General features: G+C 67.4%; 23 protein-coding genes. 12 read left to right on the top strand and 11 right to left on the bottom strand.

The features are described 5' to 3' along the window. The first annotated feature begins 482 nt into the window (after nucleotides 1-482). The gene (locus ACQPXM_RS13300; RefSeq protein WP_432948284.1) at nucleotides 483-2087 is read left to right on the top strand and encodes an ATP-dependent nuclease; all 1605 of its coding nucleotides are present in this window, start codon (nucleotides 483-485) and stop codon (nucleotides 2085-2087) included. Then, nucleotides 2080-3177 carry a hypothetical protein gene (locus ACQPXM_RS13305; protein WP_432948286.1) on the top strand — a complete coding sequence of 366 codons (1098 nt, stop codon included), beginning with the start codon at nucleotides 2080-2082 and terminating at the stop codon, nucleotides 3175-3177. Before ACQPXM_RS13300 ends, ACQPXM_RS13305 begins: the two co-directional genes overlap by 8 nt. 16 nt (nucleotides 3178-3193) lie before the next feature. On the opposite strand, the gene ACQPXM_RS13310 is transcribed toward ACQPXM_RS13305, so the two are convergent. Together ACQPXM_RS13310 and ACQPXM_RS13315 are read right to left on the bottom strand one after the other, a co-directional pair. Then, nucleotides 3194-3631, bottom strand: coding sequence for a helix-turn-helix domain-containing protein (locus ACQPXM_RS13310; RefSeq protein ID WP_432948288.1), 438 nt, complete (start codon nucleotides 3629-3631; stop codon nucleotides 3194-3196). Nucleotides 3632-3746: 115 nt separating this feature from the next. Continuing rightward, nucleotides 3747-4655, bottom strand: coding sequence for a hypothetical protein (locus ACQPXM_RS13315; RefSeq protein ID WP_432948290.1), 909 nt, complete (start codon nucleotides 4653-4655; stop codon nucleotides 3747-3749). Between the two features lie 230 nt (nucleotides 4656-4885). Here ACQPXM_RS13315 and ACQPXM_RS13320 point away from each other — a divergent pair, with 230 nt between their 5' ends. From ACQPXM_RS13320 to ACQPXM_RS13350, 7 genes are all read left to right on the top strand, one after another. Beyond that, nucleotides 4886-5200: a hypothetical protein gene (locus ACQPXM_RS13320; protein ID WP_432948292.1), complete on the top strand. Its 315-nt coding sequence runs from the start codon at nucleotides 4886-4888 to the stop codon at nucleotides 5198-5200. Nucleotides 5201-5696: 496 nt separating this feature from the next. Further along, nucleotides 5697-6257, top strand: a complete 561-nt coding sequence (locus ACQPXM_RS13325) for a MauE/DoxX family redox-associated membrane protein (protein ID WP_432948294.1) — start codon at nucleotides 5697-5699, stop codon at nucleotides 6255-6257. 16 nt (nucleotides 6258-6273) lie between these two features. Next, a complete protein-coding gene (locus ACQPXM_RS13330; RefSeq protein ID WP_432948296.1) occupies nucleotides 6274-6831 on the top strand; it encodes a TlpA family protein disulfide reductase in 558 nt (185 codons plus the stop codon). 19 nt (nucleotides 6832-6850) lie between these two features. Next, entirely contained in the window at nucleotides 6851-7312 is a 462-nt protein-coding gene (locus ACQPXM_RS13335; RefSeq protein ID WP_432948298.1) for a S26 family signal peptidase, read from the top strand. Then, nucleotides 7312-9114 carry an ABC transporter ATP-binding protein gene (locus tag ACQPXM_RS13340; protein WP_432948300.1) on the top strand — a complete coding sequence of 601 codons (1803 nt, stop codon included), beginning with the start codon at nucleotides 7312-7314 and terminating at the stop codon, nucleotides 9112-9114. Before ACQPXM_RS13335 ends, ACQPXM_RS13340 begins: the two co-directional genes overlap by 1 nt. A gap of 45 nt (nucleotides 9115-9159) precedes the next feature. Further along, nucleotides 9160-9696 carry a GNAT family N-acetyltransferase gene (locus ACQPXM_RS13345; protein WP_432948302.1) on the top strand — a complete coding sequence of 179 codons (537 nt, stop codon included), beginning with the start codon at nucleotides 9160-9162 and terminating at the stop codon, nucleotides 9694-9696. Between the two features lie 61 nt (nucleotides 9697-9757). Then, the gene (locus tag ACQPXM_RS13350) at nucleotides 9758-12889 is read left to right on the top strand and encodes a BTAD domain-containing putative transcriptional regulator (protein WP_432948304.1); all 3132 of its coding nucleotides are present in this window, start codon (nucleotides 9758-9760) and stop codon (nucleotides 12887-12889) included. Here the strand turns inward: ACQPXM_RS13350 and ACQPXM_RS13355 are convergent. Together ACQPXM_RS13355 and ACQPXM_RS13360 are read right to left on the bottom strand one after the other, a co-directional pair. Next, the gene (locus ACQPXM_RS13355) at nucleotides 12873-13622 is read right to left on the bottom strand and encodes an ABC transporter permease (protein ID WP_432948306.1); all 750 of its coding nucleotides are present in this window, start codon (nucleotides 13620-13622) and stop codon (nucleotides 12873-12875) included. The genes ACQPXM_RS13350 and ACQPXM_RS13355 overlap by 17 nt on opposite strands. Further along, nucleotides 13619-14554: an ATP-binding cassette domain-containing protein gene (locus ACQPXM_RS13360; RefSeq protein WP_432948308.1), complete on the bottom strand. Its 936-nt coding sequence runs from the start codon at nucleotides 14552-14554 to the stop codon at nucleotides 13619-13621. Before ACQPXM_RS13360 ends, ACQPXM_RS13355 begins: the two co-directional genes overlap by 4 nt. A 257-nt stretch (nucleotides 14555-14811) precedes the next feature. Here ACQPXM_RS13360 and ACQPXM_RS13365 point away from each other — a divergent pair, with 257 nt between their 5' ends. Further along, complete coding sequence (locus ACQPXM_RS13365) at nucleotides 14812-16002, top strand: response regulator (RefSeq protein WP_432948310.1); 1191 nt, start codon at nucleotides 14812-14814, stop codon at nucleotides 16000-16002. 61 nt (nucleotides 16003-16063) lie between these two features. Here the strand turns inward: ACQPXM_RS13365 and ACQPXM_RS13370 are convergent, their stop codons facing one another. The 3 genes from ACQPXM_RS13370 to helR all read right to left on the bottom strand — a co-directional run bounded on the left by ACQPXM_RS13370 (nucleotide 16064) and on the right by helR (nucleotide 20031). Beyond that, on the bottom strand, nucleotides 16064-17299 hold the full coding sequence (locus ACQPXM_RS13370) for an RNA polymerase sigma factor (protein ID WP_432948312.1): 1236 nt from the start codon (nucleotides 17297-17299) through the stop codon (nucleotides 16064-16066). Nucleotides 17300-17356: 57 nt separating this feature from the next. Continuing rightward, nucleotides 17357-17773, bottom strand: coding sequence for a YciI family protein (locus ACQPXM_RS13375; RefSeq protein ID WP_432948314.1), 417 nt, complete (start codon nucleotides 17771-17773; stop codon nucleotides 17357-17359). Nucleotides 17774-17874: 101 nt separating this feature from the next. Continuing rightward, a complete protein-coding gene (gene helR, locus ACQPXM_RS13380) occupies nucleotides 17875-20031 on the bottom strand; it encodes an RNA polymerase recycling motor ATPase HelR (RefSeq protein ID WP_432948316.1) in 2157 nt (718 codons plus the stop codon). Nucleotides 20032-20277: 246 nt separating this feature from the next. Here helR and ACQPXM_RS13385 point away from each other — a divergent pair, with 246 nt between their 5' ends. Next, nucleotides 20278-20991, top strand: a complete 714-nt coding sequence (locus tag ACQPXM_RS13385) for a transporter substrate-binding domain-containing protein (RefSeq protein ID WP_432948318.1) — start codon at nucleotides 20278-20280, stop codon at nucleotides 20989-20991. 3 nt (nucleotides 20992-20994) lie between these two features. On the opposite strand, the gene ACQPXM_RS13390 is transcribed toward ACQPXM_RS13385, so the two are convergent. From ACQPXM_RS13390 to ACQPXM_RS13400, 3 genes are read right to left on the bottom strand one after another with little or no spacing between them, the layout of a single operon-like run. Then, nucleotides 20995-21753 (bottom strand): class I SAM-dependent methyltransferase, encoded by a 759-nt coding sequence (locus ACQPXM_RS13390; RefSeq protein WP_432948320.1) that lies wholly within the window; start codon nucleotides 21751-21753, stop codon nucleotides 20995-20997. 26 nt (nucleotides 21754-21779) lie between these two features. Beyond that, nucleotides 21780-22391, bottom strand: coding sequence for a mobile mystery protein B (locus ACQPXM_RS13395; protein ID WP_432948322.1), 612 nt, complete (start codon nucleotides 22389-22391; stop codon nucleotides 21780-21782). Further along, complete coding sequence (locus tag ACQPXM_RS13400; protein WP_432948324.1) at nucleotides 22388-22735, bottom strand: helix-turn-helix domain-containing protein; 348 nt, start codon at nucleotides 22733-22735, stop codon at nucleotides 22388-22390. The genes ACQPXM_RS13395 and ACQPXM_RS13400 overlap by 4 nt, the downstream gene beginning before the upstream one ends. 319 nt (nucleotides 22736-23054) lie before the next feature. Here ACQPXM_RS13400 and ACQPXM_RS13405 point away from each other — a divergent pair, with 319 nt between their 5' ends. Further along, the gene (locus ACQPXM_RS13405; RefSeq protein ID WP_432948326.1) at nucleotides 23055-24023 is read left to right on the top strand and encodes a TerC/Alx family metal homeostasis membrane protein; all 969 of its coding nucleotides are present in this window, start codon (nucleotides 23055-23057) and stop codon (nucleotides 24021-24023) included. Here ACQPXM_RS13405 and ACQPXM_RS13410 read toward each other — a convergent pair. After that, nucleotides 24020-25291: an MFS transporter gene (locus tag ACQPXM_RS13410; RefSeq protein ID WP_432948328.1), complete on the bottom strand. Its 1272-nt coding sequence runs from the start codon at nucleotides 25289-25291 to the stop codon at nucleotides 24020-24022. The two genes, ACQPXM_RS13405 and ACQPXM_RS13410, sit on opposite strands and share 4 nt — an antisense overlap. Nucleotides 25292-25383 lie beyond the last annotated feature (92 nt).

Below are 25383 nucleotides of genomic sequence, written 5' to 3' on the forward strand. Positions count from 1 at the left end.
CCGCCGGTGTGAGTCCCGCATTCGCACACCGTGGCGTTTAGTGCCTTGTGGATGGTCGATTGGTCGCGCTCGAGGTGGTTGCCACCCTCGAGTAACGACGATCCACTTGATGTAGAGCGTTATCGCTCGTCTCAGCTCTGCTTCAGCCATCCGCGGATAGCGAACCTTGACGCCGCCTCACGGAAGATCTTGATGACGCTCTGCTTACTCAGGCTGAAGAGTGCCACGATCTGCGACCGAGCTCTTGGCAACGCTGCGTAATCAGGGCATAGTGCTCTGCCAGGAACAGGTGTCGGCCGGGGGGATCGGGCGCGCCTGCATGACTGTCGCATCGCGTGGGGGAGTAATGGCTAACGTCTGTGCAGCCTATTGTGGTTGTGCTTGCAATTCATATGGTTTCGGCTCAAAATTGGTGATGAATAGGAGCGTCAAAAGTCAGATGTTGTCGAGCCGCCGCAGCGTAGTCACAGCGGAGGTCGCGGGTGATTGAGAAGATTCGTATCCGCGGCTATCGGAAGTTTCGCGATATAGTCGTTGTTCCTTCCGACGGCCTTAATATTCTGGTCGGGGATAACGAAAGCGGAAAGTCAACCATCATTGAGGCTCTGAACTTGGCGATGACTGGTCGTGTTAACGGGCGACCTGCCATCGAGGAGTTGAATCCGTACTGGTTCAATGAAGATCTTGTACGCCGATTCTTCCAGGATCGGGCAGATGGCAAGTCTTCGAGCTTGCCGGAGATCTCCATCGAGATCTTCTTCCACGATTCAGATGAGTTGCAACGTCTGGTCGGTGCGCACAACTCGGACATGCCCGCCCGAGCCTGCCCTGGTGTCGAACTCGCGGTAGAGCCCAATCCCGAATATGCCGACGAGATCGAAACGTACTTGAACGCTGAGCCAACCGCCATCCTGCCGGTCGAGTACTTCCGAGTGGAATGGCGGACCTTCGGGGATCGGACGCTGACCGCCAAGCCGAGAGAACTCACTATCTCACAGATCGACTCTCGCACCATCCGCTCCACGAGCGGCATCGATTTCCACATGCGCCAAATCCTCAGTGATCATCTGGAACCCAAGGAGGAGGCGGCTATCTCCGTCGCCTATCGCTCGGTCAAGGAGCGGATGACGAAAGACCACTTGGGTAGCGTCAACCAGAAGATGAGCGAACTCCAAGGAGCGCTCGACAACCAGCAGCTGAGCCTGGCGATGGATCAGTCCTCCCGCTCCTCGTGGGATGCAAGCGTTAGTCCGCATGTGGCTGATCTGCCTTTTGGCATGGCTGGCTTGGGGCAGCAGGTCGCGGTGAAGATTGCCCTCGCTATGGGACGCAGTGCGGATATCGCCCGGGTCGTGACGATCGAGGAGCCGGAGAACCACTTGTCTCATACCAGCCTCAACAAGCTGGTGTCGAGGATCAATAAGCTGAAGGGTGAGCGGCAGCAACTGTTTGCGACGACGCACAGCTCCTACGTGCTGAACCGGCTGGGTCTCGACTCGTTGCTGCTCGTCTCGGACGGGATCATCACGAAGTTTGGCGAGATCGACCCGTCGACGGTCAAGTACTTCCGCAGGCTGCCGGGCTACGACACCCTGCGACTTGTCCTGGCTGAACGAGTGGTCCTCGTGGAAGGGCCATCAGACGAGATCGTCTTCGAGCGGTTCTATCGCGACAAGTACGGCAAGCGGCCGATCGACGATGGCATCGATGTCGTCAGCATGCGCGGCCTCTCGCTGAAGCGTTGTCTCGAAGTCGCCAAGCTGCTTGACAAGCGATGTGCCTCCCTTCGTGACAACGACGGGGAGGATCCTTTCGAGCTGAGGGCTGAGCTCTCCGCATATCTCGACGGCACCCGTAGGGAGTTGTTCGTGGGTGCTGTCGCCAAGGGGAAGACGCTGGAACCTCAAATCGTCGACGCCAACGACGAGTCAGTCCTCCGGGAAGTTCTCGGCATCACCGAAAAGGCTGACGTTCGCACGTGGATGAAGAACAACAAGACGGACGCCGCTCTCCACGTCGCGGACTCGAAGGTGACATTGATCCCGCCTGACTACATCGCGCAGGCGATCGAGTTCATCCATGACTAACAACAATCAGCTGACGCTAGCGGTAGCCGGATCGCGGAAGACTCAGGGCATCGTTGATGCCTGTGCCGCCTCTGCCACCGACAAGCGAATACTGATCCTGACCTATACGACAGTCAATCAAGACGAGCTGCGTTCACGGCTTGCGTCTCATGCGGGCGGGCACGCCAACATCGAGGTTATGGGCTGGTTCTCGTTCCTGATCACGCATTTCGTCAGACCGTTCTTGCCCTTCGCTTTTCATGGCAAGCGAGTGCGCGGCTTCGACTTCGAGAGTCCGCCGCCGGAGTACGCCAAGAACATCTCGTACAGCAAGTACTTCAACTCGTCCGACCAAGTGCGTCGCGTGCATCTGTCACAAGCTGCTGCCTTGGTGGAGAACGCGAGCGCCGGCGCCGCAGTGAAGCGTCTTGCGCGCATGTACGACGTCATCTACATAGATGAGGTGCAGGATCTGTGTGGCTACGACCTCGAAATCTTGCGTCTCCTGATGGATTCGCCCATTCCAATCGACATGGTCGGTGATGTCCGCCAAGCGGTACTCGTTACTAACGATCGCGAAAAGAAGCACAAGAAGTACATGTATATGGGTATCTGGAACTGGTTTCGTGAGCAGGAGAAGGCTGGTCGACTGACGATCACTCAGCGCGCGGAGACATGGCGGTGTCGCGCTGAGATCGCTGCCCTCGCTGACTCACTATTCGGAGTGGACTGGGGTTTCGATCAGACGGTTTCGCTCAACGACCTGTGTACCGCTCACGACGGAATCTACCTCGTGCGGGAGTGTGATGTGCCGGACTATCTCGACTCCTACAGTCCGCTCTTCCTTCGATACTCTGCTAACTCCGCTAAGGGCGAGCCGTACGAGTTCATGAACTTCACGGTTTCTAAGGGATTGTCGCGAGAGCATGTCCTGATCTGGCCCACCGCAGCGATCAAGAAGTTGTTGGCTGACGGCACGCCACTACCTGAACGGACTGCGGCACAGTTATACGTGGCCGTCACACGTGCATCGCAGAGCGTCGCGTTCGTTATGGATAGCGCAGCGGGGACCGTCCCGTTCTGGTCGAAGCCGGTGCCCACGGATCCATGACGCGGCATCCAGCGGCCTACTCCCGCCCGTGGGTGTCGCGCATCCTCACGCCCGCCCGCTTGAGAGCCTTATAAATGGTGGAGTGTTCGCGCCCGAGTCGCTTGCCGACCTCTACGAGGGAGTTGCCCTCGCTGTAGAGCATCGTCGCTCGTCTGAGTTCCGCCTCAGTCATCCGTGGATAGCGAACCTTGACTCCCGCCTCCCGGAGGATCTTGATCACGCTCCTCTTGCTCAAGCAGAAGAGTGCGCCAATCGACTCCGACGATCCGCCGGCCTCGTACTCGGCCACGACCCGAGCCATCGTCTCGCTGTCGAGCCGTTCGTCCAGCTTGTGTACGCGCGGAGGCTCCGCGGGATCGATTGGTCTTCCGGCTTCTATGTCAAGTGCGATTGACTGAGCGAGTTTCTGGAGCCTGTCTAACAGGGGTGGGGCATGGTTCGAGTAACGGGACATAACCTCCACCAGCAGTAACAGCAGGCCAGGAGGAACGTCTCCTGGCCTGTTTTCGTTGGAGGGGCCGCCGGCTACCCAAATCCGCGGCCGAGGTTTGCTGCAGGGCTGGCACCGGTCATCGCACTGGCCGCACCACTGGGTTGAGTTCCAGCTTCTCGAGGCCGATGGCCACGAACTGTTCGTGAAGATGCTCGGTGACCATGAACAGGGCGACCACAACTCGGCCGTTCGGGGTGTCAAGTGCCACACCCGAGATGAAGTTCGCCCCGTTGTTGTTCAGAGCGCCCACCCGCTCAGCCAGGCGCTGGGCCTCGGCGATACTGAGCACACCTCGCGTGACGCACAGATTGCCTTCGTAGACCGCCTCGAGTTCCCGCTGCGTGGAGTCCAACTCACCCGACACCACCGGAACCACCATGACCGAGACGTTTCCACTCGACGTCGTGTCCGGGTAACCGGCACGGATGTCGGCGAAGCGCTCCGGTCGCGCCCGGACATAGCTTGCGAGAGCGTTCCGCGTCCGAACGGTGTTTCCGTCGTCGGCCTTCCAGCCGCCTGCGGGGGCGGGGCACGGTACGCCGTCGGGGTGCGGTGTTGCCTGTTTGGGTTCCGCTTGCTCGGTCACGTCGATCGATCGGCCATGCCAGATGCCTCGCAGAGTCGCCCGGCCCGCGCGCGTTCCGTCGACACTCACTGGGGAGCTGAGCCGGTCAAGGTCGACGCCCGTCAACGTGACCGCGAGCGCCGCTGGGCACGTCGGTGCTGGAGGCCTTACTGGTGAGGGGGACTTGCCAGGCCGCAGGACCGACAGCTGAGGATCGGCCGTGCTCGCAACGGGCGGACAGAACACGACTGCGTCGCCGGGCGCGGCGATCACCTGACCTGTCACCTCGACGGCATCGCCGTCGTGGACGATCAGATCACTGACCGGAGACTGCGGAGCCCGACGCTCCCCGATCGGAGGAGCGGTTGACCCGTCGCTGCACCCTGAAACGACCGCAGCGATCACAACGCCAACGGCCACGGCAGAAAGCCTCGGTCCACGTCGGTGCATGAGATTCACCCCCACCATCAGGACGCCGCACGCCGTCTCGGCGTTGCACGCGATGTCGGTATGACGAGGGGAAGGATGCGAGTTTCGATGTCGGGTCCAGCAACTGGTGTGGCGCGCAGGACCACCGGCCGAGGACGCCTATGGCGTGGACGAGGTCAGGGGTTCGAATCCCCTAAGCTCCAACACAAAAGGGAGGTTCTGTGAGCCAGAACTGGCTGTTCCTGATTCCGATTGCTGCACTGGTGCTGTTCGTGGTCGGTTCGGTTGCTGTGTTGCGGATGCAGAAGAGGGGGCCGCGGGCGCAGGAGCGGCTCGGCTCGGTGCCGGGGGAGAAGGCGATCGGGTTCGGCCAGGCGCCGGACGAGACTCGGGAGGAGTTCGTGCGGAGGCATTGGCAGCGGCCCGGGGTGGTGGCTGACGGGGTGACGCTGGTCGATCTGTACGACCGCATCCGCGCGCTCGAGGAACGGGTCGCGCGAGCCGAGCAGCATTCGGTGGCACCGCCGCCTGACTGAGCGAGCCCGCCCGTACGGCGAATCCGCCAGCTCCAGCCCGTACGACGAACCCCGCGCCCGCCGCCTCCAGCGCGGCCGATGTACGGGCGGAGTACGGGCAGGGTGGTGTCGTCGGTGACTCGTAGTGTGCGCCAGATCGAGGAGAACCGGCCGAAGGCCGCTCGGCACTCGCGATCGGTTCCGCCCCCCGACCGACCCTGGAGGCATCAATGACGAAGTTGATCCAGAGCATGAGTGACGGGCTGCTGTCCGTCTTCGCACCGAAGGTCCGAGCGTCGGCGGCGTGTCCGGCGTGCCACCTGGTCGGCCAGTGTGGCTCCTGCAACGGGAATCGCAGGTACCGGACGCGGGTCTGCTACTCGGGTCCGGGCTGTCAGTACGAGACGACGACCTGTGTAGCCGTCGCCTCGTGCGCGCCGTAGCTCCGCGGTGATGGGCGGCGGCGTTCGAAAGGACGCCGCCGTCGCGCCGAACCGGGGACACGACGTGGAGCGAGGTGAGTGTGGAGTATCTGCAGTTCGGGTGTCAGGTCCTGCTGGGTGGGGTGTTCGCCGTGTCCGCCGGCTCCAAGCTGTACTCGCGTACGGCGTTCGCGGACTTCACGGGAGCGACGGCCCGGCTGACCGGAGCGGGTGCGGGGCGGGCGCGGCAGTTGGCCGTCGTCGTTGTGGCGGCTGAAGTTGCGGTGGTGCTCGCGTTGATCCTGCCCGCGCTGGTGCTGTGGGGGTTCGCTCTGGGCATCGGCTTGCTCGCCGTCTTTTCGGCGGCCATCGTCCGTTCCCTGCGCAAGGGACAGCGGGCGTCCTGCCGTTGCTTCGGAGCGTCGGACTCGCCGCTGGGCAAACACCATGTGGTCCGTAACGCTGCCCTCGCGGCGTTCGGCGCCCTCGGCATCGCAGCGGGCCTGAGCGGGGGAACGTCATCGCTGGACTTCGGGCCGGCAGGTGTGGTCGCCTTCGCCGCGCTGATCGGCGTCGCGCTGATCGCCCGGCTGGACGACCTGATCGGACTGTTCCGAACGACGACAGCCACGTCGTCGCTCGGCCGGCAACAGTAGAGAGGGGCTGGATTCCTTGACAACTTTTCTCAGCGCGCTGGTGGTCGTGGTCGGCATTGTCGGCGTACTGAACTTGTTGCTGCTGTTCGGTGTCATCCGCCGGCTGAAGGAACACGATCAGGCGATCGCCAAGATCCCGTACGGCGCGACGCAGGGTCCGCCCGCGGAGTCGATGCGTTCGCCTGGCTCGCAGGTCGACGAGTTCACCGTGGTGAGCACGGATGGCGTCGCGGTGAGCAAGGAGTCGCTGGCCACGGAGACGCTGGTCGGATTCTTCTCCGTGTCCTGCGCGCCGTGCGTCGAGAGCGCGCCGAAGTTCGCCGCGCGCGCCGCCGGAGTTCCGGGTGGAAAGGACAGCGTGCTCGCGATCGTCGTCGCCGACGGCGATGACGACCCGTCCGCCATGGTCGGCGTCCTGGGCGCCAGCGCCCGGGTTGTCGTCGAGGGCTACGAAGGGCCGATCGCAACAGCCTTCGGCGTGACCGCGTTCCCGACGTACGGCGTGGTCGCGGCCGGAACGATCACCGCGAGCGCGATCGAACTCACCACGCTGCCCGTCCCCACGCCGGCCTGACCGGACCTCGGCGAAAGCGGTGCTGAAGAGACTTGCCGGCGTCGTCGTCGCGGCCACGTGCCTGGTCGTCGTGGTGCGGCGGCGCCTGGTGGTGGTCGACGTGCAAGGCCCGAGCATGGAACCGACCCTGTACGACGGCGACCGCGTCCTGGTCCGGCGCGCTCCGCTCGCCGCGGTCCGCACCGGTGATCTGGTCGTCGTTGCCCTTCCGGACTCCGCCGACTTCGCGGCGGCGGAGCCCTGGGTGATCAAGCGCGTCGCCGCGACGGCCGGCGAGCACATCCCCGCGGTCATCCGGCACAGCTGGGCCGAGAACGAGATCGACTTCGCGGGTGCGGTGGTGCCGGAGGGACGACTGCTCCTGCTCGGGGACAATCCAGCCCGCAGCGGGGACTCGCGGCACTGGGGGTTCACGGCAGGAGACGCCGTGCTCGGCGTGGTCACCAGGTCGATGCGTCCACGGGCCAAAGGCCGGGCGTGATGAACAACCGCCGCACGATCCGAGGACTGGCGCCCGCAGCAACGCTGGCGTTCCGGGAGGCCCCCGCGCAGCTAGGCGTGTTGAGTGTGATCACCTTGGTAGGCGCGCTGCTTCCGGTCGCGGTCACCTGGCTGACCAAGCTCGTCATCGACTCGGTGACCGCAGGCACCGCGATCGACGGACTGCTTCCGATGGCGATCGCCCTTGCTGTGCTCGGCGCCCTGACCGCGACGCTGCCGCAGCTCACGGAATACTTCTCTGCGGAAGCGCAGCGGCGCGTCAGCCGGGCGGCCAAGGACCGGCTGTACCAGGCGGTCAACCGCTTCCCCGGCCTCGGCCGGTTCGAGGATCCGCAGTTCCTCAACCAGTTGCGTCTTGCCGAAGCCGCCGACAGTGCTCCGGCGCAGTTGACGATCGCAACAATGCAGCTGGTCAGGAACGTGATCACGGCGCTCAGCCTGTTCGGAGCACTGTTCGTGATCACGCCGGTCATCGCCGGCATCGTCCTGGTCGCCGCGCTACCGACCCTGCTGGCCGAACTCGCGCTGGCAAGGCGCCGAGTGAACACCACGATGCGATTGAGCCCGGACGAACGCCGCGAGCTGTTCTACCAGTTGCTGCTGTCCGACGAGCGCGCCAGCAAAGAGATCCGGTTGTTCGGCACCGGCGACTTTCTGCGCGGCAGGATGATGCGGACACTGTCGGGGATTCACGCCGCCCGGCGAACACTCGACCGCCGGGAGCTGTTCGTCCACAGTGGACTCGAACTCTTCGCCGCGGTCGTCGCCGGTGCAGGGCTGATCTGGGCGATTCTCGCGGCCGGCCGCGGCCAACTGACCGCGGGCGACATCGCCTTGTTCGTCGGGGCGGTCGCAGGCGTGCAGGTCGCGGTGGGCGGCACCATGGCGTTGCTGGCGCAGGTGAACGAGCAGCTGATGATCTTCGCCCACTTCACCGTCGTACTCGGCGCTCCGCCGGAGCTGCCCGTGGCGGAGCATCCGGTCGCGACGCCGGAACTACGCCAGGGGATCGTGCTCGACGACGTCTGGTTCCGCTACGGCGACGACCTGCCGTGGGTGCTGCGCGGTGTGACGGTCAGCATTCCGTACGGCGCGGCCGTCGGCCTGGTCGGCAAGAACGGCGCGGGCAAGTCCACGATCGTCAAGCTCCTGTGCCGGATGTACGACCCGACCAAGGGCCGCATCACCTGGGAGGGCGTCGACCTGCGCGAGCTCGATCCGGCTCGGCTCCGGGAGCGGATCGGCGCGGTGTTCCAGGACTTCATGTCGTACGACCTCACCGCGGCGGAGAACATCGCGCTCGGCGACCTCACCGCGCTGGACGATCCGGATCGGATCACCGCCGCGGCCACGCAGGCGGACATCCACGAAGTCGTCGAGAGTCTCCCGAACGGCTACGGCACCATGCTGAGCCGGATGTTCGCCGACGACGACGGCTCGGACGGGACCGGCGTCGTGCTGTCCGGCGGGCAGTGGCAACGGCTGGCGCTGGCCCGCGCCTTCCTCCGCGCGGACACCGACCTGCTGATCCTCGACGAGCCGAACGCGGGCCTCGATCCGGAGGCCGAGGCCGAGCTGCATGCCAGGATCAGCGCCTTGCGCGCGGGAAGCACCTCGGTCCTGATCTCGCACCGCCTCGGGACTCTGCGCGACGCCGACCTGATCGTCGTACTGGACGACGGGATGGTCACGGAGACCGGCAGCCACGCGTCGTTGCTCGCGGGTGGCGGCACGTACGCCCGGCTGTTCACCACACAGGCGAGGGGTTACCAAAGCCTGTGAGGATCGCCCAGGGCAGCGAGCCGGTCGATTGATAGCTTGACCGGCATGCTCGAACTCGGACCCGTCGCCTGGCCGCCTGCTCCGATCAAAACCGAACGGCTGGTGCTGCGGCAGTCCGAGGCGCGGGACCGGCCGGGCATCGTCGAGTTGCTTGCGTCGCCGCAGGTCGGGACCTATGTCGGCGGGGCGCAGCCGCGGGACGAGTTGGAGAGCGTCGTACCTGCGGTGCCTGGGCAGCGGCCGGGGTTCTTCGTGGTGGAGCTCGACGACGCGATGATCGGCACGGTGACACTCGACCGGCGGGAATCGGAACGACCGGGGGGTCCGGAGAGCGGAGAGGTCTCGCTCGGCTACATGTTCCTGCCGAACGCCTGGGGCCACGGGTACGCCGCCGAGGCATGTGCGGCAGTGCTCGCATGGTTCGCCGAGGCGCTGCCGGGGGAGCCGGTGGCTTTGTGCACGCAGACCGCCAACGAGCGCTCATTGCGCCTCGCGACGAAGCTGGGATTCAGCGAGGTCGAGCGGTTCGAGAAGTACGGCGCCGAGCAGTGGTTCGGGGTGTGGACCGCTGGGCCGAGCTGACCGGGCGTCGTCCAGAGCCGCGCCCGCCGGCAAAGAGACCGGGGCGTGGCAAGATCAGCGGGTGCAGATCGGGATGCTTGGGCCGTTCGAGGTTCGTACCGGCGACGGCGCTCTGGTCGACGTACCAGGCGCTCGGTTGCGGGGGCTGCTGATCGCGCTCGCGTTGCGGCCGGGGCAGGTGGTAACGAAGGCGACGCTGGTCGACTGGATCTGGGGCGAGAACCCGCCGGCGGATGCCGCGAACGCCCTGCAGCGGTTGGTTTCGCGGCTGCGCAAGGTGCTGCCCGACGGTGTGGTGGAGGGGCACGCGGAGGGCTACAAACTCGAGGTCCAGACGGATGCGGTCGACGCCGTGAAGTTCGAGCGGCTGGTGGGCCAGGCTCGCCGGCAAGAGGACCCGAAACTGTTGCGCGAGGCTCTCGACCTGTGGCGCGGCGGCGCCCTGCAGGACATCGGGCTGCAGGACAGTACGGCGTACGACGCCGCGATCACCCGGCTCGAAGGGCTCCGCCTGGCGGCGCTCGAGGACCGGTACGACGCGGAGATCGCCCTGGGCAACGGCGCCGAACTGGTCACTGAGCTGACCGACCTGGTCGCCGCGCATCCCGTGCGGGAACGCTTCGTCGCCGCGCTGATGCGGGCACTCGCCGCGGCCGGCCGTAACGCCGACGCCCTGCAAACCTACGAGCGCACCCGGCAAGCCCTGGCCGACGAGCTGGGCGTCGACCCGTCCCCGGAGCTGTTGGCCGTCCATGTTGCCCTGCTGCGAGGCGAGATCGGGCGCAAGCCGGAGGACCGGAAGACCAACCTGCGCTCCGAGTTGACCAGCTACGTCGGCAAGGACGACGACATCGCGGTGGTCCGGGACCTCGTCGCCGGGCATCGGCTGACCACTCTGGTCGGCCCAGGCGGCGCGGGCAAGACCAGGCTCGCCACGGAAACCGGGCGCACTCTGCTCGGCGAACTCCCGGACGGCGTGTGGATGGTGGAGCTCGCGCCGATCGGCGTGGACAGCGACGTCGCCCAGGCAGTCCTCACCGCGCTCGGCCTGCGGGACGGCCTTCAGGCCGAGGGATCGGATGTGGAACCGACGGCCCGCTTCGTCACGGCGTTCCGCGAGCGGGACGCCCTGCTGATCCTGGACAACTGTGAGCACGTGATCGAGTCGGCGGCGACGTTCGCCCATCGGGTGCTGGGCGAATGCCACCGGTTGCGCATCCTGGCGACGAGCCGGGAGTCGCTCGGCATCACCGGGGAAGCGCTGTGGCAGGTCGTGCCGTTGGCGCTGCCCGCGAGTGACGTCGACCCGGCCGAGATCGAGTCCTCTGCCGCCGTCCAACTGCTGCGGGAGCGGGCGGGTGACGTCCGCAAGGACCTCGCGGCCGATCCGCACACCTCGGCGACGATGGCGCGCGTCTGCCGGGCGCTGGACGGGATGCCGCTCGCGATCGAACTGGCCGCGGCCCGGCTGCGCACGATGTCGCTCGACCAACTCGCCGACCGCCTCGACGACATCTTCCGGCTGCTCACGGGCGGCAGCCGGACCGCGCTGCCGCGGCAACGCACGCTGCGCGCAGTGATCGACTGGAGCTGGGAGCTGCTGAGCGACGCCGAGCGAGTGGTCCTGCGCAGGCTCTCGGTGTTCTCCGGCGGTGCGAGCCTGGAGGCCGCCGAGCGCGTCTGCACCGGCGACTCGGTGGAGTCGTGGCAGGTACTCGAGCTGCTGACCGCCCTGACCGAGAAGTCCCTGGTCGTTGCCGACGGCGACAAAGCTCCGCGGTACCGGCTGCTCGGCACCATCAGGGAGTACGCCGCACAGCGGCTCGCGGAGGCCGGCGAGACGGAGCCCGCGCGTCAGGCGCATCTCGCCTGGTTCACCGAGCTCGCCGAGACCGCGGAGCCGCACCTTCGCCGCGCCGAGCAGCTGGAGTGGCTCGCCGTTCTCGCGGCCGAGCACGACAACCTCAGTGCCGCGATGCGCGGCGCGATCGCGGCCGGCGAGGCGCAGCAGGCGATGCGGCTCGCCGCGGCCGCCGGGTTCTACTGGTGGCTGGGCGGACACAAGGCCGAGGGCAACGAGCTGGTGATGGCGGCCACCCGGATCCCTGGTGAGGTGACCGACGAGGTCCGGGCGATGGTGTACGTGATCGTCGTGACGTTCCTGAACACCGGGCCGGGCGACGAACACCATGCGGAGCAATGGATCCACGAGGCGTACCGGGTCAGCCGGCGTACTCGGCTCGCTCGTCCCCTGCTGGGCATGATCGAGCCGCTGGAACGGCTGCTGCAGTCACCGGAAGCCGCCCTGACGGCGATGGAGTCGCTGCTCGGCAGCGAGGACCCCTGGGTGCGCGCCATCGCCCGGCTGCAACTGGGCAAGATGCGGGTCGTGTTCGGAGGACAGGGCGGGCTCGAGGCGGACGCGCACTTCGAACTGGCACTGGCAGAGTTCCGCGCGATCGGAGAACGGTTCGGGATCTCGTTCGCGCTGATGGAGCTGGCCGAGCGGATCGCCGTACGGGGTGACTTCGCCGGCGCCTGCGCGTACTACGACCAGGCGATCGCGGTGGTCATGGAACTCGGTGCCGTCGACGACGCGGTCCAGAAGTGTTCACGTCAGGCCCAGCTGTACTGGCTGCTCGGGGACACGGAGTCCAGCGACGCGGCGCTCGCCGAGGCGCAGCGGCACGCGGAACGCGTCAGCTGGCCGGGCGCGCTGGCCATGTTCGCGCTCTCGAAGGCTGAGCTCGCCCGGTGGCGCGGCGACGCGGACGAGGCGCACCGGCAGCTGCGCGTGGTGGCCACGACGCTGGGCGACGAGGCCGAACAGCCGCACGTGCGCGCCACCACGGACAACCTGCTCGGCTATCTCGCCGACGATCTCACGGCCGCTCGCCGGCACCACGCCTCGGCCTGCCAGGCCGCCGCCCGATCCGGTCACGCGTCCGTGATCGCACAGACGCTCGTCGGGGTCGCGGACCTGGCGTTGCGGCGTGAGCAGTACGAGCAGGCCGTTCGGTTGCTGGCGGCAAGTACCGCCGTACGGGGGCTGCCGGATCGGTCCAACCCGGACGAGGCGCGGATCGAGCAGGCAGCACGAAGCCGCCTCGGCGACGCGCGGTACGCCGAGGCGGCTCAGGAGGGCCGGGAGACCAGCTGGCAGGAGCTGGCCGAGGTCACGCTCGCTTCGTGAACGTGGCCGACGCCCACAGGAAGCCGGCCAGCGCGATGCCGAGGCACCAGGCGACGGCGGTCAGCGCGTCGCCGGTGTCCGGCGTGCCGTTCAGCAGACCGCGCAGGGTCTCGATGATCGGCGTGAACGGCTGGTACTGGGCGAACTGCTTGATGCCCGGCCCCATCTTGTCCGCCGGCACGATCGCGCTGCTGAAGAACGGCAGCATGATCAGCGGTACGGCGGCGAACGCGGCCGTCTCCGGGGACTTCGCCGCCAAGCCCAGGGCGACCGTCAGCCACGCGGTGGCGAAGCCGAGCAACAGCACCAGACCGATCACGCCGAGCCAGTCGAGCGCACTGGCCGACGGGCTGAAGCCGAGCAGGAACGCGACGCCGACGAGGGCCGCGATGGCGATCACGTTGGTCAGCACGCAGGCGACGACCTTGCCGGTCAGCACCGCGTGCCGGGGAACGTCCATCACCTTGAACCGGTTGATGATGCCCTTGGTCATGTCGGAGTTCACCGAGACCGCGGTGCCGCCGAGTCCGTAGCAGACGGCCAGCAGCATCATGCCCGGCGTCGCGTAGTCGATGTAGTCGACTCCGACGCTGAACGCGTCGCCGAGCACGTAGACGAACATGAACAGCATGATCACCGGCATCAGCACGGCGTTGAAGACCGAGGTCGGGTTGCGGGCGACGTGCTTGAAGTCGCGGCTCAGCATGACCAGCGAGTGGGACTTGGCGCTCATCGCGCTCCTACCTCCGTGGTGTGGCCCGTGAGGGCGAGGAATACGTCGTCGAGATCGGGGGTGTGCACGGAGAACTCGTCCGCGCTGAGGGAGTACTCGTCGAGCCGGTCGAGTACGTTGCGCAGCGACTTGGTCCCGCCGTCGCTGGGGACCCGCAGGGCCAGCGCGTCGTCGTCCCGGCTCGCGTCGGTGAACAGCCGGGCGGCCGCGTCGAGTTCGTCGACGCTGGTGAACCGGAGCCGGACGTGTGTTCCGGGGATCTGCCGCTTCAGCTCCTCGGCGGTGCCCTGGGCAACGAGTTTGCCCTGGTCCAGGACGGCGATCCGGTCGGCGAGCTGGTCGGCCTCCTCGAGGTACTGGGTGGTGAGGAAAACGGTCACCCCGTCGGCCACCAGGTCGCGGATGATCGCCCACATCGTGCGCCGGCTGCGCGGGTCGAGCCCGGTCGTCGGCTCGTCGAGAAAGATGATCCGCGGGTTGCCGACCAGCGTCATCGCCAGGTCGAGCTTGCGGCGCATGCCGCCGGAGTACGTCGACGCCGGCTTCTGCGCCGACTCGGTCAGCTCGAACCGCTCGAGCAGGTCGGTGACGATCCGCGGGCCGGTCGCCGAGCGGCTCAGGTCAACCATCAGCTGGAGGTTCTCTTGGCCGGTCAGCAGCTCGTCCACCGCCGCAAACTGACCGGTCACGCCGATCGCCGCCCGCACCGCCTTCGCGTCGGTCGCCACGTCGTACCCGGCCACCCGCACCGTCCCGGCGTCGGCCTGCGCCAACGTGGTCAGCACGTTCACAGTCGTCGTCTTGCCCGCCCCGTTAGGCCCGAGCAGGGAGAACACCGTACCCGCCGGAACCTCCAGATCGATGCCGTCGAGCACGACCTTGTCCTTGAAAGCCTTCCGCAGGCCCGAAACCTCGATCGCAGAACTTGTCATGCGAGTACTCTCGGCGCCCCCGCTGACACGCCCCCGCCACACCGCTGACACGGCCGCTGACACGGGCGACCGGCTGCACTCCAGGGAGACCAGTCGTTGGGAGAGGTGCTGAGGGCCGAAGAGACAGCCGAAGGAGATGCCTTTGAGCAGCGTGCTGAGCGCTCATGCGAGCCCAGTCAGCCGCCATCAAAACATGCCGAGAACTTTCACTGCTGAGCTAAAGACGAGACGAACAGCAGCTGGTTATCGTCAGAACCATGAATGAGGGGGAGGGGGCCCGGTCATCCCAGAGAAACTCGCTTTCCGAGGCGCTCGATCGTGCGGATGAGGCACTTCGCAAGTTGGAGCAAGGGCAAGTCGCCGAACTCAAGATGGGGAAACTCACCCGGTCTGCGGTGTTTGCTGTCGTTGTTCTTGCTTGGGCGGGCCTGATCGTCCACACGTTCTTCGAAGACAACGCGCCCCAGGTCGACTCGACGAGTGTTGCCCTGCTCGCCGTTGCCCTCATCGCGCCTTTTGTCTCGCGTCTCAAGGCCTTGGAGGTGGGCGGCGCGAAGGCGGAGTGGCAAGACGCTGCCGTCAGCCTGAAGGAGATCCTTGGCGTGCTCCGGCAGCAACAGGACGCCATTTCGCAGCTGTTCGGTGAAGTGACGGCAAGGGTAACCACCGGCGCCGACACGCAGTCGGCCGCTTCGATGCCCGAAAGCAGGGTCGATCTTCCGGACGACAAGCCCAGGACGCTCAGGCGAGTGCTGTGGGTCGACGACCATCCAGAGAACAACACCTACGAACTTGAAAGCCTCCGTCAGATCCTTGACGTGGTCACGGCGAAAACGAATGAGGAAGCCTTCGCGGTTCTCAGGGAGACGGAAGTCGACGCGGTCATCAGCGACGTGAACCGGGACTTCGAGAGATCTGGTCAGCTGCCCGGGGGTGTTCAATTGCTGCGCGATCTCAACCAGGATCCCGCGTACATCCAACTGCCAGTCCTTTTTTACACCAGTACCGGGGCAATTCAACGGTACGGTGCAGATCTGGAGGCTGACGGCGCCCTGATCGTCACGAGCCTCTTCAGTGACCTGCTCCGGATGCTGCGACAAGTCGAGGAGCAGTTCCTGGAGATCACCGCTCGGGTAGTCGCAACACGCCGAGGGAACCTTCGGGACCAGCCCGACGGCACGCCTGACGTTGTCGTCGAGTTGCCCAACGGGTCGATTATCGGCATCGAGGTCGCCTCCTGGCTGCAGCGCCCGCAGATGTCAGCCTTCGTGGACCGAGCCAACCATCTACTTGCGGCTATCGACCGTGACGCGATCACGCACGGTGTTCTGCTGGCTAGGCCCGACGTCTTGGATGATCGCCGACGGATGTGGGCGGCAGAACGGAAGATCGAGTTGGCGAGTCCGGATCGACTAGCACAATTACTTGACGAGCACGCGAGGACCTAGAGCCGGCTGCGGTCGGCGATCTGACGGCCTCTTCAGATTCTGTCACTCACTTCTCGACCCACTACAGCTCCGCGGCCTTCGACTTCAGGACGGCGCGTTCGGCCTCGTTGGTGCAGAGGTCGGCTGCTTGCAGGTAGGCGGCGCGGGCTTCGGCGGGGCGGTCGAGGCGGGTGAGGAGGCCGGCGCGGACGGCGTGGAGGAGGTGGGAGCGGCCGAGGACGCCGTGGGCGAGGTCGTCGACGAGGTCGAGGCCGGCTTGCGGGCCGGAGGCCATCGCGACGGCGGCGGCTCGGTTGAGGTCGATGACGGGGGAGGGGGCGAGTTGGGCGAGGGCCTCGTAGAGGCGGACGATGTGGGGCCAGTCGGTTTCGGTGACGCTGGGGGCTACCGCGTGGCACTCGGCGATGGCGGCTTGCAGGCCGTAGAAGCCCAGGCCTCGGCCGGCTGCTACGGCCTGGGCGAGGGCGGCTCGGCCCCGGCGGATGGCGGAGTGGTCCCACAGGTGGCGGTTCTGGTCTTCGAGCAGGACCGGGCGGCCGTCGGCGTCGATGCGGGCGGGGAAGCGGGCGGCGGTCAGTTCCATCAGGGCCAGCAGGCCTTGGACCTCCGGCTCGGGGGTCAGGCGGCTGAGGCTGCGGGCCAGGCGGAGCGCTTCCTGGGCCAGGTCGGTCCGGATCCAGGCGTCACCGTGGGAGGCCGACGAGCCCTCGGTGAAGATCAGGTAGATGACGTTGAGCACCGAGCTGAGCCGGCCCGGGCGCTCGGCCGGCTCCGGAACGGCGAACGGGATCTCGGCCGCGGCGATGGTCTTCTTCGCCCGGGTGATCCGGGCCTGGATCGTCGGGACCGGCACGAACAGCGCCTTCGCGATCTCGTCGGTCGTCAGGCCGCCGACGACGCGGAGGGTGAGCGCTACTCGTGCCTCCTTCGACAGGATCGGGTGGCACGAGGTGAAGATCAGCGCGAGCAGGTCGTCGTCGATGGCGTCGGGGTCGAAGAGGGCGTCCGCGCCGGGAGTGGTGGTGTCGAGGTCGCGCGCCAGTACGGCGTACCGCTCGTCGGCGCCGGCGCGCCGCCGGAACGCGTCGATCGCCCGGCGGCGGCCGACCGCGGTCAGCCAGCTGGCCGGCTGGTCGGGGATGCCGCTGGTCGACCAGCTGACCAGCGCCTCGGCGAGCGCCTCCTGGGCGACGTCCTCGGCCAGCGCGAAGTCGCGGGTGTAGCGGGCGAGCGCGCCGACGATGCGGGCGGACTCGCTCCGCCACACCGCCTCGACGGCGCGCCTCGCCTCACTCATCGCCGGCCCGGCCCCGGGTGCACTCGGAGTCGGGCCGGATCGAGCGACTCCGTCGGCTCACAGTTGACCGGTGGATTCGCGCCACTTGCGCTCCTTCTGCACCCACGGGTTGTCCTGCGGCAGCTCGTCGATCCCGGTGACGCGACGGATCTCGATCTTCGAGTGCTCGGTGTACGGCATCCGCTTGGCCCACTCGACCGCTTCCTGCCGCGACGCGACCTCGAGGATGTAGTAGCCGCTGAACAGCTCCTTCGTCTCGCCGTACGGGCCGTCGGAGATCACCGGCGCCTCACCGGTGAAGTCGACCACCACGCTCTCCTCGGGGTCGAGCCCCTCGGCGGCCAGCAGCACGCCGGCCCGGATCAGCTCGTCGTTGAAGCGGCCGATCGTCGTGACGATCTCGTCGAAGTCGACGTCCGCGAAGATGGCGAACGCCTCGTCGGTCGGCCGCATGATCAGCATGTACTTGCTCATCGGAGGTCCCTTTCACTCGGTGGGAAGGACCACCGCGGCCCTTCTCCACCCCCAGGTCGAACGGCCGGAGCACGAATCGACAACTGCCCGGAAACATCGTGTCAGTTGCTGGTCAGTACGACGAGCTGCCGCGTCGCGCGCGTCATCGCGACGTACCGGTCGACCGCGCCCTCGATTCCGTTGCCGAAGGTCTCGGGATCGATCAGCACGACCAGGTCGAACTCCAGCCCCTTGGCCAGCACCGGCGACAGCGAGCGAACCCGCTGAGTCGCCTCGAACGCCGGATCACCGATCACGCAGGCCACGCCTTCGGGGTGCTCGGAGGTCCACGCGTCGAGGATCTTGTCCAGCTCGTCGACCGACCCGCGTACGACGGGCAGGCCGCTGGTGCGGATCGAGGTCGGCACGTTCGCGTCGGGCAGTACGGCGCGGATGACCGGCTCGGCCTCGATCATGATCTCCGCGGGCGTGCGGTAGTTGACGGTCAGTCCGGCCAGCTCGACCCGGTCGAGCCCGACCCGATGCAGCCGCTCCTCCCAGCTCTCGGTGAAGCCGTGCCGGGCCTGGGCCCGATCGCCGACGATCGTGAAACTGCGCGACGGGTTGCGCAGCAGCAGCATCTGCCACTCGGCGTCGGTCAGTTCCTGCGCCTCGTCGACGACGATGTGCGCGAACGGTCCGGCCAGCTCGTCCGGGTCGGGCGTCGGCAGGCCGCCTTCGTCGATCAGTGCGTCCTGCAGGTCGCCGTGGACCAGGCTCTGCACGAGTCCCTCGCCGTCGTCGGCCTGACGCAGGCGATCGATCACCTCGGACATCTGCTCACGCTGCGCCTGGACGGCGGCCGCCCGGCGGCGCTTGCGCCGAGACGCCTCCGGGTCACCGACTCGCTGACGGGCGGCGTCCAGCAGCGGCAGGTCGGAGACCGTCCACGCGTACGGGTCGTCGCGTTGCAGCAATCGGACCTCGTCGGGCTCCAGCCACGGAGCACAACGCCGCAGGTACGCCGGTACGGACCACAGGTCGGCGACCAGGTCGGTGGGCTCGAGCAGCGGCCAGGCCCGGTCGAAGGTGTCACGGAGGTCGTCGTTCAGCAGCAGCGAACGGCGGATCTGGTCGACCGACACCTCCTCGTCGTCGTGGTCGACCTTGTCCAGCAGGATCGTCAGCAGCTCCTCCCAGACCAGGTCGCGCGCCTCGTTGTGCGGCGTACCGGCGTCGACGGAACCGAAGGCCTCGGCCCAGTCGCCGACGCTGAGGTAGAGGTCCGCCCAATCGGTCTCGACGACCATCGGCTTGGTCGGCGGCTCCTCGTACAGCGCGGTGGCGGGCTCGATCGCCCCGACCATCGCCGCCGAGGACTTGAGCCGCGCGACCTCGGCGTCGCTCTCGGGGCGGGCCGACGCGCCCTCGGGCAGCAGGTCGCGCAGCGTGCAGGTCTGGACGCCTTCCTCACCGAGGCTCGGCAGGACGTCGGACACGTAAGCGAGGTACGGCTGGTGCGGCCCGATGAACAGTACACCGCCCCGACGATGCTCCAGGCGCGGATCGGAGTACAGCAGGTACGCCGACCGGTGTAGCGCGACCACGGTCTTGCCGGTCCCCGGACCGCCGTCGACGACCAGCGCGCCGCGCGAACCGGCCCGGATGATCGCGTCCTGATCGGCCTGGATGGTGCCCAGTACGTCGCGCATCCGGTCCGAGCGGTTGCTGCCGAGGCTGGCGATGAACGCCGACTGGTCGTCGAGCGCGGCCGCGTGCCCCTCGAACCCGTCGGAGGTGAACACCTCGTCCCAGTAGTCGCTGATCCGGCCGCTGGTCCAGCGGTACCGGCGGCGGCTGACCAGGCCCATCGGGTTCGCGTGGGTGGCGCCGAAGAACGGCTCGGCGGCGGGGGAGCGCCAGTCGATCAGCAGCCGGCGTCCTTCGGTGTCGGTCAGCCCGAGCCGTCCGACGTACACGGGCTCGTCGTCGCCCTCGGCAACCATGTGGCCCAGGCAGAGGTCGAGGCCGAAGCGGCGCAGGGTCCGCAGGCGGGTGGTGAGGCGGTGGATCTCCAAGTCGCGGTCGAGTGCTTCCTGGCCGGTGCCGCCGGGCGCCTTGCGCAGGTCGTCCAGCCGCTCGGACAGGTCGCTGATCGACTTGTCGAGGCTGTCCGCGATCGCGGCGAAGTGCGCCTCGTCGCGCGCGATCAGCGCGGGGTCGTTCTTGCCCGCCAGGTGGCCGGCAAGCTGAAAGGCACTGGTGGTTCCCAATGACATGGGTGAGGCATCCCCGTTCGCTCGGTTGGTGGTCAGGCCGACGATTGTGAGCCACCAACGGGGCCTTGCGGCAAGTCCCCCCATGAGCTATAAGTTAGTAGTGGCAAGGAAGATGTCTTCCTTGCCGCTTTTCATGTCTGCCGCTGCGATCGCGTCGCACTCTGGGAAACATTGCCTCTGGCAAGCACGAACCGGCGCTGGCGAACGACCGGTTCTGGCCGAAGTGATTGACGTAGGGTCGTCGGCATGGCGACCGACGTACGTGACGACCTGGCCCCGACCGGTGTCCTGCGGGTTTCGATCAATCTGGGCAATCCGGTGCTCGCGCAGGGCACGCCTGAGCAGCCGACCGGGGTGACGCCCGACATCGCTCGCGAGATCGCCCGGCGGTTGCAGCTGCCCGTCGAGTTCTTCTGCTTCGGCGCGGCGCGGGAGTCGTTCGCGGCGCTCGTCGACGGGACGGCCGACCTCGGCTTCCTCGCGATCGAACCGGCGCGCGCCGACCAGGTCGCGTTCACCACGCCGTACGTGGTGATCGAGGGCGTGTACGTCGTACCGGAGGGCTCCGCGCTGACCCGCCCGGACGACGTCGACCGGCCGGGTCTGCGGATCGGGGTCAAGGAGGGATCGGCGTACGACCTGTTCCTGACCCGAACCCTCCGGCACGCCACCCTCGTCCGCGGCGCCGAGGGCGTCGACGTCTTCGCCGCCGAGAACCTCGACGCCGGCGCGGGCATCCGCCGGCCGGTCGAGGAGTTCGCCGCCCGTACGCCGGGCACCCGCGTGATCCAGGACCGCTTCATGGAGATCCGCCAGGCGGTCTGCGTGCACCGCGACCGCGACCCCGACACGGTCGTCTGGCTCAGCGACCAGGTCGAGGAACTGAAGGCCCATGGTTTCGTCGCGGACTCCCTGCGCCGTTCCGGCCGCCTGGACGCCACGGTCGCCCCGCCCGCCTGACCCTCACCGCCGCGCGGTCACCAGCCCGACCCGCTTCCGCACGAAGTAGTAGCCCTCGGCATCGATCCTCGCCTGCACCAGCCGCCGTACAGTTGCTTCTTCCGCCGCGCTCAGCGGGCGATCGGTGAGGCTGTTCAGGTAACCAAGCACCGGCTCCACCGTCGGCACGTGCAGGTCATCCGGATAGTGCTCGAGCACCACGTCGGCGAAGTGCTCCGCGACGAGCGCCTCCACCGTCTCCGTCACCACGTCGTTCACCACCAGCCCACGCAGCAGGTCAGCGCGACCGATCGCGGGTCCCAGCTCCCGAAGGTCCGCCATGTGTTCGCGCCCGTTCACCGCCGCCACCAGCCGCCCACCGGGCCGAAGCACCCGAGCGAACTCCGCCAGCGCGGCCGACGGATCGTCCACGTGGTACAGCATGTGATTGGCGATCACCAGGTCGAAGCTCTCACCCGCGAACGGCAAGTCAGCAGCATCAGCCCGCCGTACGACGGCCCCGGGCACCCGCCGAAGCTCGGCACACATCGCCGCCGAGGCGTCGGTCAACGTGAGCCGCGCCCCGTCGTACGGCACCTCCGACCACAGTCGCCCGGTCCCCGCGCCCACCTCCAGCACGTCCCCGCGCACCGCGAGCCGCTCACCCAACCACGAGAACCACCCCCGCGGATTGGTCCCGAACGCGTGCACCGCCATCCGCGCCGTCAACCGTTCACCCGACACCGAGTACTGCGCCACCGCATGCTCCGAGGGCTTCGTCATCCTCGCATCCAATCACCCGGCACGAGTCAGCGGACGGCGATCTCCAGCAGTGCGGCGTAGTCGCCGCGGTCCGCGGTGCGGAGGGCGGACAGGTAGCGTCGGCGAGCCTCGGCGACAGGCAGCCCGCTGCGAGCGCCCCACGACAGATGGTCGGGACCGAGGCCGAGGGTGTCGGCCAGCGCGCCCGCCGCGAGCCGTGCGTGCCGGCCGTTGCCGTTGACGAAGGGGTGGATCGACACCAGCAGGTGATGGAAGCGGATGCTGATCTCTGACTCGGGAAAGGTCTGATGCTCCACCCAGTACGCCGTGTCGCCGAGCAGGATCTGCAAGCGCTCCTGGATCTGCGCCGGCGCGACGCCGATCGACATCTCGCGCCGACGGGTCTGGCCGGCCCAGCTCCACACCTCACCGAACATCCGCCGATGCAGCTCCCGCAGGAACGTCTGGCTCAGCACGTCGGCAGTGGTCAGCGTTTGGTCACCCAGCCAGAGCAAGGCGTCGGTGATGTTGTCGGCTTCGGCGTCGTTCAACTCACCGCGGGTCGCGATCGACGCGTACGCCGCAGTCAGGTACTGCGCGTCGTCGGCGTCGACCGGTGTCTGGCCGTCCTCGTCGCCGCCGAGCCGCTCCGGGCTCACGCCGCCTGGTTGCGCACGCGGTGGGCGACGATCTTGCGCAGGATGCGCTGGAAGCCTTCGTCGGTCACCGGCTGGGCCTCCAGCGACATCGTCCAGGCGATCTGCTGCGCCTTCGCGACATCGCGCTGCGTCACCTGTTCGTCCGCGGTCACCAGGGAGATTCCGACCACGGACAGAACGTGCAGGACCTTGTCGGCCTCCAGCCGCGGCGCACCGTTCTCGAGCCGGCTCAGCCACTCCCGGGAGACGCCCGCCTCGGCAGCCAACTGGGCCTGCGACTGACGGCGACGTTTGCGCTCGGCCCGCACGGCGGCACCGAGTTGCTGCATTCCGCCGATCGCCATCGCGTTTCTCCTTGCTGTGACAGTACGCTCACAGCCTAGCGGTGTGACAGTACCGTCACAAGTCAGCCGAGTGGAAGGCCCTCGCGTATCCGGTATACATTGGTGGGTAATAGAATATCCCGTGGAGGGGAGTATTCCCCCGAGCCCGTCCCGGTCGTGCCGCGGCACGTCTGACTGACTCGTCACGGCAGCGTCGTCATCACGGAAGGACTGGGCGGCCGACCCGGTGCTGCCGGTCCGGACGCGTGCGGCCGGGCGGAAGAGACCTCCGGACCAGTGCTGGCTGTCGTCGTCCGGAGGAACTCTCATGGTCTCTGTCATGTCCCCTGTCGTGTGGGTGCTCACGATCGCCGGCCTGCTGGCGATCGTCGCGTTCGACCTGATCGTGATCGCGCGGCGCAAGCGCGGCGTCACGATCAAGGACGCCACCCGGTGGGTGCTGTTCTACGTCGGTCTGGCGGCGCTGTTCGCGGTCGGCCTGTTCGTGTTCAGTCCCGGCGCCAGCGGCGGGGAGTTCGTCGCCGGCTACATCACCGAGTACAGCCTGAGCGTCGACAACCTGTTCGTGTTCGTGATCATCATGGCCCGGTTCGCGGTGCCGTCGCTGGCGCAGGACAAGGTGCTCTACATCGGCATCGTGGTCTCGGTGGTGCTGCGCGCGGTGTTCATCCTGGCCGGCGCGGCGGCGATCTCGGCGGCCAGTTGGGTGTTCTACATCTTCGGCGCGTTCCTGGTCTACACCGCGGTCCGGCTGGCGCTGGAGGGCGACGACGAGAGCGACTTCCAGGAGAACGCCGTACTGCGCGGCCTGCGCCGGATCCTGCCGCTGACCCACGACTACGACGGCAGCAAGCTGGTCACCCGCATCGACGGCCGCCGGATGCTGACCCCGCTGGTGATCGTGATCGCCGCGATCGGGATGGCGAACGTGATCTTCGCGCTCGACTCGATCCCGGCCATCTTCGGCCTCACCCAGGACGCCTACATCGTGCTGACCGCGAACGCCTTCGCGCTGATGGGCCTGCGTCAGCTCTACTTCCTGATCGGCGGCCTGCTGGAGCGGGTGATCTACCTGAACGTCGGCCTGTCGGTGATCCTGGCGTTCATCGGCGTCAAGCTGATCATCGAGGCGCTGCACGGCTCGCACATCGACGACATCGGCGCGATCCACCTGCCGCACATCGGCATCGCCACCTCGCTCGGTTTCATCGCCGGCACGCTGCTCGTGACCACAGTGGTCAGCCTGATCAAGTCGGGCTACGACCGCCGCCGGGTGGGGACCGACTAACCCGACCGCGGCTCGGACTCCGGTACGTCGCCCGCCGGAACCCCGTCCGCCGGTCGAGGCCGCAGCCGCAGATAGAGCACCGGGATCGGCAGCAGGATCAGCCCCGACACCAGCAACGCCGTACGGACCGAAGCGCGACCGGCCAGGGCGCCGAGCGGGGGACCGCCGGCGACCTGCCCGATCGCGTTGGCCTGCGACACCATCGAGATGACGGTGGCGCGGGACGCCGAGTCCAGGTTGCGGTTCAGCCAGGCGGACTCGATCGGGACGGCGATGGTCGTCGCGACCCGGCTCAGCCACATCGCGGCCAGGCCGAGCCAGAGGTTGCCGAGCAGTGCGAAGGCGACGACGCCGGCCAGGTGGATCAGGGCGAGCAGCGCGAGCAGGCCGTTGGGGTGGAGTGCGTTGACGCGCTCGGGGGAGACGCGGTTGACCACGAGCGACCCGATCAGCGACAGCAGGGTCCCGACGAGGGCGAGCACGGTGAACCAGAACGCCGGGTCCGTCGTACCGAACCAGTCCGGGAAGCTGTGGTCGAGCACGTGTACGGTCCAGAGCCGGTCGAACGCTTCGCTGGACAGGCCGCCGATCAGGCTGATCAGCACCATGATCCGCACCACCGGGCGGCTGCGCGCGACCCGCAGGCCCTGCTGGAACGTGCGACCCATCTGCCGGAAGGTCTCCCGCTCGGCCCGCGGCGTCGGATGGAAGTTGCGCTCGGGCATGACCAGCGCCAGCCCGAGCGCGAGCAGGATCATGCCGGCACCGGCGACGATCAGCGGCAGCGGCAGGCTGATCAGACCGAGCGCCCCGGCGGCGACGGTTCCGGCGATCGTCGCGCCGAGCTCGAGTTGCTGGCACCGGACGAACACACGCCCGACCCGTTGCTCACCGATCTCGTCGGTGATCCAGGCCTGGTCCGCACCGGAGACGAACGTGTACCCGATGCCCCAGAGCACCTGCGCGGCCAGGATCGCGCCGAACGCCGGCACCAGCGCCTGCAGCAGGAAGCCGGCGCCGATCAGCGCGAACCCGATCACGATCGACAACCGCCGGCTGAAGAGGTCGGCGACGATGCCCGTCGGCACCTCGAACAGGAAGCACGCGACCTCGAGCGTCGTCCCCACCAGCACCAGCTGCAGCGGATCGAGCCCGACATCCTTGACGTAGTAAACCGCGCTCAACGTGAAGCAGAGCGCGAACAGAAAAGCCCACACCGCGTTGAAGGTGTAGTAGGTACGGACCGGCTCGGCGGCCCGGATGCGCATGCCGAGAACAGTAGGCGAAAACGCTCGGCTTCACCCCCGAATAAGCCGGTTGTGCCGCCCGCCGAGGGGTACCATCGAAGTGCCTGGCCCGG

The sequence above is a fragment of the Kribbella sp. CA-253562 genome (assembly GCF_050942265.1).
In the GTDB taxonomy this organism is placed as follows: domain Bacteria; phylum Actinomycetota; class Actinomycetes; order Propionibacteriales; family Kribbellaceae; genus Kribbella.